The organism is Chryseobacterium jejuense (assembly GCF_017877355.1).
Classification (GTDB): domain Bacteria; phylum Bacteroidota; class Bacteroidia; order Flavobacteriales; family Weeksellaceae; genus Chryseobacterium; species Chryseobacterium jejuense_A.
Map to the genome: position 1 here is coordinate 322,459 of NZ_JAGIPR010000002.1, position 11,803 is coordinate 334,261.

At 37.5% G+C, this 11,803-nt stretch carries 10 protein-coding genes; 3 read left to right on the forward strand and 7 right to left on the reverse strand.

What is annotated here, in order from left to right; translation table 11 throughout:
- Window positions 1-3: 3 nt before the first annotated feature.
- Window positions 4-885: a DUF808 family protein gene (locus tag J2772_RS05265; RefSeq protein ID WP_209914012.1), complete on the forward strand. Its 882-nt coding sequence runs from the start codon at window positions 4-6 to the stop codon at window positions 883-885.
- A gap of 239 nt (window positions 886-1,124) precedes the next feature.
- On the opposite strand, the gene dnaJ is transcribed toward J2772_RS05265, so the two are convergent.
- From dnaJ to proS, 5 genes are all read right to left on the reverse strand, one after another.
- Complete coding sequence (gene dnaJ, locus J2772_RS05270) at window positions 1,125-2,243, reverse strand: molecular chaperone DnaJ (RefSeq protein WP_209914015.1); 1,119 nt, start codon at window positions 2,241-2,243, stop codon at window positions 1,125-1,127.
- Between the two features lie 101 nt (window positions 2,244-2,344).
- Complete coding sequence (locus tag J2772_RS05275; RefSeq protein WP_245365139.1) at window positions 2,345-2,881, reverse strand: nucleotide exchange factor GrpE; 537 nt, start codon at window positions 2,879-2,881, stop codon at window positions 2,345-2,347.
- A 338-nt stretch (window positions 2,882-3,219) separates the two neighbouring features.
- On the reverse strand, window positions 3,220-4,557 hold the full coding sequence (locus tag J2772_RS05280; protein ID WP_209914018.1) for an Nramp family divalent metal transporter: 1,338 nt from the start codon (window positions 4,555-4,557) through the stop codon (window positions 3,220-3,222).
- Window positions 4,558-4,671: 114 nt separating this feature from the next.
- Window positions 4,672-6,000 carry an OmpA family protein gene (locus tag J2772_RS05285; protein ID WP_209914021.1) on the reverse strand — a complete coding sequence of 443 codons (1,329 nt, stop codon included), beginning with the start codon at window positions 5,998-6,000 and terminating at the stop codon, window positions 4,672-4,674.
- A 118-nt stretch (window positions 6,001-6,118) separates the two neighbouring features.
- The gene (proS, locus tag J2772_RS05290; protein WP_209914023.1) at window positions 6,119-7,594 is read right to left on the reverse strand and encodes a proline--tRNA ligase; all 1,476 of its coding nucleotides are present in this window, start codon (window positions 7,592-7,594) and stop codon (window positions 6,119-6,121) included.
- Window positions 7,595-7,736: 142 nt separating this feature from the next.
- On the opposite strand from proS, the gene J2772_RS05295 reads away from it, so the two are divergent.
- Both J2772_RS05295 and J2772_RS05300 read left to right on the forward strand, forming a co-directional pair.
- Window positions 7,737-8,819 (forward strand): prolyl-tRNA synthetase, encoded by a 1,083-nt coding sequence (locus tag J2772_RS05295; RefSeq protein ID WP_209914026.1) that lies wholly within the window; start codon window positions 7,737-7,739, stop codon window positions 8,817-8,819.
- A gap of 33 nt (window positions 8,820-8,852) precedes the next feature.
- On the forward strand, window positions 8,853-10,283 hold the full coding sequence (locus tag J2772_RS05300) for an OmpP1/FadL family transporter (RefSeq protein ID WP_245365141.1): 1,431 nt from the start codon (window positions 8,853-8,855) through the stop codon (window positions 10,281-10,283).
- Between the two features lie 78 nt (window positions 10,284-10,361).
- Here J2772_RS05300 and J2772_RS05305 read toward each other — a convergent pair whose 3' ends face one another.
- The gene (locus J2772_RS05305; RefSeq protein WP_209915042.1) at window positions 10,362-11,069 is read right to left on the reverse strand and encodes a ZIP family metal transporter; all 708 of its coding nucleotides are present in this window, start codon (window positions 11,067-11,069) and stop codon (window positions 10,362-10,364) included.
- 2 nt (window positions 11,070-11,071) lie between these two features.
- Window positions 11,072-11,797: a class I SAM-dependent DNA methyltransferase gene (locus J2772_RS05310; protein ID WP_209914029.1), complete on the reverse strand. Its 726-nt coding sequence runs from the start codon at window positions 11,795-11,797 to the stop codon at window positions 11,072-11,074.
- Between the last annotated feature and the right edge of the window lie 6 nt (window positions 11,798-11,803).

Genomic DNA, 11,803 nt, shown 5'->3' on the forward strand with positions numbered 1-11,803 from the left:
AATATGGCGTCAGGCTTTTTTGCAATTTTAGATGATATTGCAGCATTGATGGATGATGTAGCAGTTACCAGTAAAATCGCTACACAGAAAACAGCAGGAATTTTGGGTGATGACCTGGCTGTAAATGCAGAAAAAGCCACAGGCTTTCTTTCTTCCAGAGAACTTCCGGTATTGTGGGCTATTACCAAAGGCTCTTTTATCAATAAGTTGATTATTCTTCCTATTGCGTTTCTGCTCAATTGGCTCTATAAGCCTGCGATTGAGATGATCCTTATTCTGGGTGGTTTATATCTGGCTTTTGAAGGCGTGGAAAAAATTATTGAATTCCTGTTTCATCGCTCCAAAAAAGGACATGAGGTAGTGGAGGAGAGCAAAGAAGATGAAGACTCTGAGGTTTCTGAAAAAGCAAAGATCAATTCAGCGATCAGAACAGATTTTATTCTTTCCATTGAAATTGTAATCATTGCTTTAGGCACTGTTATTCAGGAGAACCACCCGTTAATTACACAGATTCTTACCGTTACTTTCGTATCATTTATTGCAACGGTGGGAGTTTACGGGATTGTAGCTCTTATTGTGAGAATGGATGATGCAGGTTTTAAACTTATCAAAAAGAGTAATGATAAAGGATTCTTTTCTACATTGGGACATCTTTTAGTAAAAGCATTGCCTATAATCATTAAAATTTTAGGCGTTGTAGGAACAATTGCTCTGATTCTGGTTTCAGGAGGCATTTTTGCCCACAATATTCATTATCTACATGAATTGCTTCCAACATGGCCGGATATTTTGAAGGAATTCACCTTCGGAATGGTAGGTGGACTGGCTGCGGTTCTTGTTTTTACGGCTGGAAAAGCAATCTATTCCTTAGCTACAAAAAAATAATTGAAGCAAAATAGAATAAAAGAATCCTGTATCATGTCGATACAGGATTTTTTATGGGTTTCATTCAAACAGAAATAAAACTCTCTGGATAATCTTACAACATACTATTTGTCACTCTGAAAGAATATAAATGGTTGAAAGGGTGGAATTTAACTTTGAATCCTTGTGAGAAAATAGAAGTACGGTGCAGAATATCTATACACTTTACACAAAAAAAGAGGCCTAAGCCTCTTTTTATATTAATTGAATAAATCTTTTACTTTATCAAAAAAAGTTTTCTCCTTTCCGGAAGGTTCTGCAACCATTTCTCCGCTGGACATTTGCTTTTCAAAGAAGTCCTTTTGCTCCTTAGTAAGCTTTTGTGGTGTCCATACATTGATATGAATAAACATGTCTCCTTTACCATAGCTGTCGATGCTTGGAAGACCTTTTCCTGCCAATCTTAAGATTTTTCCGGATTGAGTTCCAGGATCAACGGTAATTTTCACTTTTCCGCCAACAGTAGGAATTTCTTTTTTCGTTCCTAAAGCAGCTTCAGCAAATGAAACATACAATTCCTGGTGAAGATTGTCTCCTTCTCTCTTGATGGTTTGATCTACTTCCTCCTCAATGATTACTAATAAATCACCTGGAGTTCCGCCAAACGGAGCATCATTTCCTTTTCCTCTTACATTAAGCTGAATTCCGTCTCTTGCTCCTGCAGGAATATTGATGGTGATTTCCTCCTCATCTTTTACAAGACCTTGAGCATTAGCTCCAGTAGGAATTTTATCAGCAACTTTTCCGATTCCCTGACAAGTTCCACAGGTAGTCTGAGTCTGCATTTGACCAAACATCGTGTTCATCACTTTAAGCTGAACACCGGAACCGTTACAAGTAGGACAGGTTTTTGAAGTGGCACCTTCTGCCATCTTCATTTTTTTAACTTTAATGGTTTTGTGAGTTCCGTTTACCATTTCCTCAAGGTTCAGCTTGATTCTGATTCTTAAATTAGAACCCTTTACCTGCTGGCGGCCACCGCCACCACCGCCGAATCCTCCGAAACCACCACCGAAAATATCTCCAAACTGACTGAAAATATCTTCCATGTTCATTCCGCCTCCGAAGCCTCCGCCTCCGAAACCACCATTTCCGCCCATTCCGGCGTGACCGAACTGGTCATATCTGGCACGTTTCTGATCGTCGCTTAATACTTCGTAAGCCTCAGCAGCTTCTTTAAATTTTTCTTCAGCCTCCTTATCCCCTGGATTTTTATCCGGGTGGAATTTGATGGCCATTTTACGGTATGCTTTCTTTATTTCGTCGGCAGATGCAGATTTGCTGATCTCAAGAATCTCGTAATAATCTCTTTTTGACATGACAATTTAATAATTGATTGTTGATAAATGATAAAAGATATTGTAAAGCTAATAAGTGAAACATTCATCAATTATCACTCATCATTTATCATTTATGAATTTTAGTTTCCTGTTACTACTTTTGCAAAACGGATTACCTTGTCATTCAAAGTATATCCGGTTTCAATAACATCTACGATTTTCCCTTTCAGGTCCTCAGATGGAGCAGGAATTTGGGTTATAGCCTCATGGAAATCTACATTGAAGCTGTCTCCAGCATTTACTTCCATAGTTTTTAATCCTTTTTCAGTAAGTTTATTTTTGAATTTTTGATAGATAAGCTCAACCCCTTGAAGATCAGTTGGATTTCCGTTTTTAGCGATTTCTTTTAATGCTCTTTCAAAATCATCTAAAACGCCCAACATAGAAACTATCATATCCTGATTGGCATATTGGAAGAATTCCATTTTCTCCTTAGAAGTTCTTTTTTTATAGTTTTCGAATTCAGCATATAATCTGATGTAACGGTCTTTCTCTTCTGCCAAAAGTTCCTCAGCAGAAGGAGTAGTTGTCACATTGTCCTGAGGTGTAGCCTCATTCTGAATCGTGTTATCTTCCTGATTATTGATGCTTTCTTCGTTAATATCCTGATTTTCCATAATTCAATATTTATTTACTCAATTGTTTGACAAAGACTCTGCCAAAGGAAAAAATAGGACATTAAGGCAGAAAAATGATAGTGATTATATTGAAAAGAGATAAAACTACAGACGTAATAACATCATTAGCTTAATTACATAACACGATAATAAGCAGAATCGCTTTCATGTGCTCTAAAGAACCCGAAGAGCCATCATGTATTATTATAAAAAAGGAGTTTTGTTATTATTCATGATTAGTATTCCGGAAAATAGCCAAAATATCCTTGTAACTCATCAAACTCTATCATCTTCTAACTCTCACATCCCGGAACTCGAACCTCGTATCCCGTACCAAATTACTGCTCTCCCGTAAACGTCTGATACAACAGATATACATTTAAAACAATGATAATAAGGGAAATAATCCATACACAAACCTTTAAAAAGGGCTTGTTCACAAATTCACCCATTTTAGCCTTATCATTGGTAAACATTACGAGCGGAACTACAGCAAAACTTAACTGCATAGATAAAATAACCTGACTTAAAACCAATAATTCTGTGGTTCCCTGTTCTCCGTAAAGGATCGCAACAATTAACGCAGGAATAACGGCAATAAGCCTTGTGATCAATCTTCGTAGCCACGGTTTTAATTTAATATTCAAAAACCCTTCCATCACGATCTGACCTGCTAAAGTTCCTGTAAGGGTTGAGTTTTGTCCGGAAGCCAATAATGCGATCGCAAATGCAATACTTGCCATTGAAGCTCCTAAAATAGGAGTTAGCATCTGATAAGCATCGTGAATGTCGGCTACATGCTGATTTCCTGTAGTATGAAAAGTAGCAGCAGCCAGAATTAAAATAGCAGCATTGATAAAAAATGCCAGCATCAAAGATACTGTACTGTCTAAAGTTGCAAATTTGATGGCTTCTTTCTTACCTTCTCTATCACGGGTATAATCTCTTGTCTGTACAATACTGCTGTGAAGATACAAATTGTGTGGCATCACGGTAGCCCCTAAAATACCAATGGCGATATAAAGCATGGCCGGATTCTGAATGATTTCTTTTTGTGGAACCAATCCACCAAGAATTTCATTAAAAGCAGGTTTGGAAATAACAATTTCATAGGCAAAGCAGGCAAGAATTACAAAAATAAGTCCACCAACAATACTTTCAATCCATCGGAATCCCTTTGCCTGAAGGAGGAGAATTACCAATACATCTACAGTCGTAATCACAATTCCCCAAGTGAGAGGAATATGAAACAGTAGGTTTAAAGCAATTGCTGAACCGATGACTTCGGCAAGATCACAGGCGGCAATGGCTATTTCACAGAATATCCAGAGAATGAAATTAGTGGTAGGGTTGAAGTGGTCTCTACAGGCTTGTGCCAAGTCTCTTTCAGCTACTACTCCCAGCTTAACAGATAAATGCTGTAAAACGACTGCAAAAATATTGGAGATAAGGATTACAGAAAGCAGGGTATACCCAAATTGTGCCCCTCCGGCAATATCAGTAGCCCAGTTTCCCGGATCCATATAGCCTACAGCAATCATAAGCCCGGGTCCTGCAAAGGCTAAGTATTTTCTCCAAAAACTGGCATTTTTTGGGACTTTAATAGAAGAATAAACTTCTGATAAAGAGTGTGATGTTTTATCTTTTCGCCAGGCGCTTTTTAAATTGAAATTCATAAATGTTAGAAATGACTAACAAATTTAATTAAATAAATGTAAACACAAAAAAACATAGCATAAAAAAATCCCGGAAATCATTTTCCGGGATTCAATTTTTATTGATTCTAAAGATTATTTAGCAAATCTTACAGACATTTTTCTGTCAGCAGCTCTTTCAGCATCAGAAGCTTTTGCGTCTACTTTAGCAAATTTACTTCCGTAACCTTCAGCCCCAAGTACCTGAGCCCCAACTCCTGCTTTTGCTAAAGCAGCTTTGATGAAGTCGGCTCTTGCCTGAGAAAGTTTTACGTTAGAAGCTTCATTTCCTGTTTTATCAGTATATCCACCGATTTTGACTTTTGAATCAGGGAAAGCTTTAAGAATAGCTACTAAGTTATCCAACTGTCCTTGTGATCCAGCTTCTAATTCAGTAGAGCTACCCATTTTAAAGTTTACATGGTCGAAATCGTACCATTTGTCTTTCAATACAGCGTCATCTGCAGCATTCTTGTATCCTCCGGATTTCAGGAATGAAATCATCTGATCTTCCATACCTCCTTTGTATCCTTTCAGCATTACTCCGTTAAGGTCGATGTTTTCATCGGTTTTCGCTGCAGGAGCTGTGGAAGCTGGAGTGGATGTTGTTGCAGAAGCAGTATCTGTATGTGTTCCTGTTGAGTCTGAGGTAGAAGTCATTGTAGTAGTAGTTTGCTTCTTCTCACACTGTTTCCAAAGGAAATATCCAGCTGCTATTAATAATAAAAGCGGAAGCAACCATTTCCAGATTGAACCTCCGCCTTGATTATTATTATTGTTATTTTCAAACTGTTCTCTTATTTCTCTTGCTCCTTCACTCACATTTTCTCTTGCTGTAGCAACACCTTCAGCGATGTTATCTTTAGCAGTAGAAGTTACTGAAGAAACTGTTTCTTTAGCCTGACCGAACCAATTTTCAGCTCCTAATCCAAAAGAAGCCAAAGAAAGACCTGCCGGCAGTAAAGAAGAAATAATGCCTTTCTGATCATTCAGTAAGCCGGAAATACCTGAAGCACCCAGATTATTGTCTGCAGCATACTTTCCTACTGTGCCTACTGTAGCCCCGGTAACCAGGTTTAACAAAGAACCTGCAGAATTGTTGCTGATTCCCGAAAAACTGGCAATGGAGTTTACTAATCCGCCTATTTTATCTCCAAAAAGAGAAGATAATAAAGTGGAAATAATAGGGTTATTAGATGATCCACCTAATAAGTTTCCTAAAATTCCGCTTGAAGAGGCTTTTGTAATAGCATCCAGAACGCCAGGGTTGTCTGCGTTATTGGCTAAACCACCTACTACAGCAGGTAATAAGCCACCAATTGCTTTAGAAATACCGGATTCGCTTTCTCCAAACTGTGATGCAGCCTGTGAAACCAAAGCGGGACCTAATTGTCCTTTAATTAAATCAATGACATTTAAAGACATAATAATAAATTTTTTTGATTAATGTTGATATAAATTTAAACAAAAATCCGTCCAAATGTCACTTTTTTTTGAATATTTCTTTGAAAAGTAATGATTTTTTTTAAAATCATTAAAATTATTAATACGCTTTTGCGAATAACACACGTCTCTTAGAAGGTTTTCCGGAAATTAGAGAAATACCTTCTTCGATGTCATTATCCAAAGGAATACATCTGATAGTCGCCTTCGTTTCGTCCTTAATCTGCTCTTCCTCTTCAGCTGTACCATCCCAGTGGGCATAGATAAATCCTCCTTTTTCTTCAAGAACTTTCTTGAATTCTTCGTAAGTATCTACTTTAGTGATGTTATTTTTTCTGAATTCAAATGCTTTGTTATAAAGATCCTGCTGAATATTTTTTAATAATTCTTCAATATAAGTATCTATACCTTCGATAGAACGAACTTCTTTAGTAAGGTTGTCTCTCCTCGCGATTTCCACCGACTTGTTTTCAAGATCTCTTGGTCCCATGGCAATTCTTACCGGAACTCCTTTCAATTCATATTCCGCGAATTTCCATCCTGGTTTGTTCTGAGTGTCGTTATCAAACTTCACAGAAATACCTTTAGCTTTTAATTTAGCCTGAATATCTAAGGCCACTTCACTGATTTGTGCTAATTGCTCTTCTCCTTTGAAGATAGGAACAATCACTACCTGAATTGGTGCCAATGTTGGAGGCAATACCAATCCGAAGTCATCAGAGTGAGTCATAATTAAAGCTCCCATCAAACGGGTAGATGTTCCCCAAGATGTTGCCCATGCATGTTCAATTTTTCCTTCTTTGTTCGTGAATTTTACATCAAATGCTTTCGCAAAATTCTGCCCTAAGAAGTGAGAAGTTCCTGCCTGAAGAGCTTTACCGTCCTGCATTAATGCTTCAATACAATAGGTTTCATCTGCTCCTGCAAATCTTTCAGAAGGTGTTTTCAATCCCTGTACTACAGGCATTGCCATAAAGTTTTCTGCAAAATCTGCATATACTTTATTCATTTTTTCAGCTTCTTCTACCGCTTCTTCTTTGGTAGCGTGAGCTGTATGCCCTTCCTGCCATAAGAATTCTGCCGTTCTAAGGAAAAGACGGGTTCTCATTTCCCAACGTACAACGTTTGCCCATTGGTTGATAAGAATAGGAAGGTCTCTGTAAGACTGAATCCAGTTTTTATACGTATTCCAGATAATTGCTTCAGAGGTAGGACGAACAATAAGTTCTTCTTCCAATTTTGCATCCGGATCTACAATTAGTTTTGAAGGATTGTCAGGATCGGTTTTTAATCTGTAGTGGGTAACTACCGCACATTCTTTTGCAAAACCTTCTGCATTTTTTTCTTCAGCCTCAAATAAGCTCTTGGGCACAAAAAGCGGGAAGTATGCGTTAACGTGACCTGTTTCTTTGAATTTCTTATCCATTTCATCACGCATTTTTTCCCAGATTGCATAGCCATACGGTTTGATTACCATACATCCACGCACTCCTGAGTTTTCAGCTAAATCAGCTTTTACAACCAGCTCGTTATACCATTTGCTGTAATCTTCGCTTCTTGAGGTTAATTTTGCCATTATCTTTTAAAATTTTTTTAACTTTTGCACATTATTGTTATCTAAAAATAAAAATCTATTTTTGATAGATTTTTTAATCAGTATTGGTACATTTTTGGTACAGATTGCAAATATAATTTAAATTAAAAATTTTTACGTTATCATGAAAAGAAATATACATAAAAATTTGCTTGGTCTGCTAAAATCCAAAGGGATATTAGCAATATCAGGTGGATTGTTGCTTATGTCTTGTGGTGCTCAGATGGGAGGGTATAGCGAGACGGATGGGGTATATTATGACCCTAATAAGGATACGCTGCCGGAAGGAGTAATCATTAATGGTGGCGGAAATAGAGTAGGAGACTACTACGACTACTATCAGGATTCTAATGTGATTCAGAATGCACAGACGAATTCCAGAGAACAGCAAAATAAATATAACGATTGGAGTGATGTGGATGCCAATTGGGGAAATGCTACAAACTCTGACTGGGGAATGTATGCAGGTTCTCAAACCAATTACTATGACAATTCCTGGGGATATCCTGGAGGCTGGTATGGAGGCTATAATCCATATTGGGGCTGGAACCGTGGCTGGGGCTGGGGTGCTGGCTTTTCATGGGGTTGGGGCGGATCATTCGGCTGGGGCTGGGGTGGCTCTATCGGATGGGGAAGTCCATGGGGATATTCTCCTTATTGGGGCGGATATTATGATCCGTTCTGGGGAGGTTATTATGGAAACCCATATTGGGGCTATGGAGGTGGCTACTGGGGTGGTTATAACAGACCTTATAGAAGAAGTGGTTCAGATAGTGGATTCCGTAATACAGGTATAAATAATGCTGTATACAGAACGAATACGGCTAGAAACAACAACGGATTTAGAAATAGTTCCGGTGGTGGTTTCAGAGATCAAAATTCTGGAGGATTTAGAAACGGAAATTCCGGTGGATTTAGGAATGACAACTCTGGTGGTTTCAGAAATGGAAACTCCGGTGGGTTTAGGAATGGAAATTCCGGTGGTTTCAGATCTGGTGATTCTGGAGGATTCCGCAATTCTACCCCTCCACAACAACCAAGATACAACAATGGCGGTTTTAGATCCGGTGATTCTGGAGGCTTTAGAAACAGTGGCGGATTTAATAATTCCGGTGGTGGTTTCAGATCTGGTGGTGGTTCATCAGGCGGTGGCGGCTTTAGAGGCGGTTCATCCGGTGGCGGTTCTAGATCCGGTGGCTTCAGATAATATTCAACTTCATAAAAAACTATTAAAAAAATAATGTTAAAAAGATCTTTAGTATTAATGAGCATCTCTGCTGCTTTTTTTGCGCAGGCTCAGGATATATCAGTGATTAAAAACTCTGCTGAGGTTTACTCAAACTCCCCTAATATTGGTTCTTCCAAGTTTAATGCAATGGCAGGAGCAAATGGAGCATTAGGTGGTGATGCAAGTTCATTATTAACAAACCCCGCAGGTTTAGGGGTTGCTATTTCAGGAGATGCTTCTGGTACGTTGTCTATTAACAGTAATAAAAATACAAGTTCATTAGCAGGGTCTTCAGTAAAGTATACAGTTAATAAAACAGATATAGGAAATGCAGGTGGAGTAATCGCTATTCCATTGATGTCAAAGACTGGTTGGAAATTCATCAATATTGGGGTGAATTATTCCAATCAATCTATTGAAAATTACGTGGAATCTCCAGGAAATCCAAATGTAATTATTCCTAAGAAACTTACAAAGGATGGAGTTGATTATAATGCGAAAATGTCTTATTTAGGCCATAATTATGATAGATTAGGGAATCAGTCTAAAATGAACATTGGTGTTGGAGCAAACTATGAAAATCGTTTTTATATAGGGGCAGGATTAAATTTTCACTATGCCAGTATTGATCAAAGTGAGCATGCTGCATTCGGTTTGGATTTAGATAATTCTGTAGATACTTATAAAAAACAGTTTACTCCTTATTCTGAGCGTTCCAATGGTTTCTCAGCTAGTGTTGGGGTTATTGGGAAGGTTAGTAATCAATTGAGATTGGGGGTATCTTTAGAAACTCCGACTTGGTGGACTATTGACAGAGCATTCACTGAGTATTATGCAAATAAAGAAGATAATAATAATATTTATTATCAAAACTATGGTGAGGACAGATCATTTAGATCTCCTATGAAAGCTACCGTGAGTGCAGCTTTTGTTCCTAATAAAAACTTTGCACTGAATGTAGATTATACTTTAGGACTTACCAAGCCTAAATATACTGTAAGTGGTGATGCTGAAGCAGATTTGAACTCATTTTTCAATGATCTTTACAAAAATGTATCAGAAGTAAAGGTAGGAGCAGAATATAGAATTCAGAATTTCAGATTAAGAGGAGGTTATTCTTATGCTTCAAGCCCTTTTGATGCCTTTTCAATTAATGCATATAACAATGCAGGATCTGTTAGCAATACCAACTATAGTGATATGATCTTAGGTTCAAGAAATACAATAGGAGCAGGTATTGGGTATGATTTCGGGCAGTTTTATGTAGACGCTGCATATCAAAATATTACCTCTAACTATAAGAACCCGTTTTTATATGGTGATGCTGGTGCAGGAACAGGATATTATTCCGGAGACTTCGATGTTGCATCTTCTGCTTCAGTAGTTTCAGAAGTTAAAAACATTAGAAATAATTTCTTTGTTACAGTAGGTTGGAAATTCTAAACATTCTGTAATAAATGGCCATAAAATAAAAGCTCTGAATTTTAAAATTCAGAGCTTTTTTATGCTTAAAAATAAGTTTTAATGATGGTGGAAAAGGTGCATGATCAGAGCGAGAGAAACGCCTAATACTACGAGTCCTATTTTAACCCAGTCAATATTGTGGTTCTTATTGCTTTCAAAAATAATCACAGATGAGATGTGAAGGAAGATTCCGCCCACAATAGCCAGAAAATAAGGCTGAAGATTTGGGTTGAAATAATTTCCCAATAACATTCCCATAGGAGAAGCGAGGGCAAAAAGAGCTACAATCAATAGAGAAGGGTAAGAAGATGAACTTTTTGATTCTCCTTTTCTGTTGAATAAAAATGCTCCCAAAATAAATGAAATAGGAAGATTATGAAATACAATTCCTAAAAGATAAGGAGACAGCTCATGTTTTTCATTGGCCAATGGGATCCCTTCAATAAATGCATGAATGAAAAGTCCTACCATTAAAGCCATTGGTAGAATATTGTGCTCGCCATGATGATGGAAATGTCCGTGTTCAAAGCCTTTGGTAAGTGCTTCCAGGATCATTTGCAGGAGAACTCCCGCAATAACGAATATTCCCAGATTGCTGCCAACTGAAGAAGTATAAACCTCAGGAAAAACTTCGTTCAAACAGATTGTGATCAGGAAACCTGCACTTAATACCAATAGATTTTTAGCCAGCTTTTCCTTTTTACCAAAGTGTTTTCCCAGAAAAACTCCGGCTATTACACTTAAAATCAGTAAAAGTACTGTTATCATTATTTTTTCTTAAATAAGTTGATGCAACGTGGGGAATTTTCTTTATTAAATTCATTCAGCTGGTAATCTCCCCAGATTTTTATCCTTTCAAAACCACATTCTGACGCATAGGTATGAATAGCATCCAAAGTATGAAGCTTTACTTTTTCAAAGAAATGAAAAGACTGACCTTCTGTTTCGAAACGGATATCTTTAATAATATGTCTGCCTTCAATTTTTTTCAGAATTTTAAAATCAATATCACCACGGGTAATCATGGTTTCAGGAACCATTGTATTTCTTACATATTCCTCATTCAGATAATCCAGAACGAAGTATCCTCCGGGCTTCAAAGAATTGTATACAGATTGAAATACCTTTTTGTCATCATTTTCATTATCGAAATAACCAAAACTTGTAAACAGATTGAAAACAGCATCCATTGGATCTGCATCAATCGGGTTTCGCATATCATGAACCTGAAAAATCAAAGTTTGATTTTCATACTGTTTATCAGATTCGATACTTTGTCTTGAAAGATCCAGTCCCAAAACATCATACCCCAATTTGTTGAGGAAAACAGAATGTCTTCCTTTTCCACAGGCAAGATCAATGATCTTGGATTGAGGCGGAAGCTGTAGGTCCGCAGTAAGTTTTGTAATGAAGTTTTCAGCTTCAGTATAGTCTCTGTTGCTATAAAGCAAATGATAATAAGGGGTATCAAACCAAGATTCAAACCATTCCATAATGCA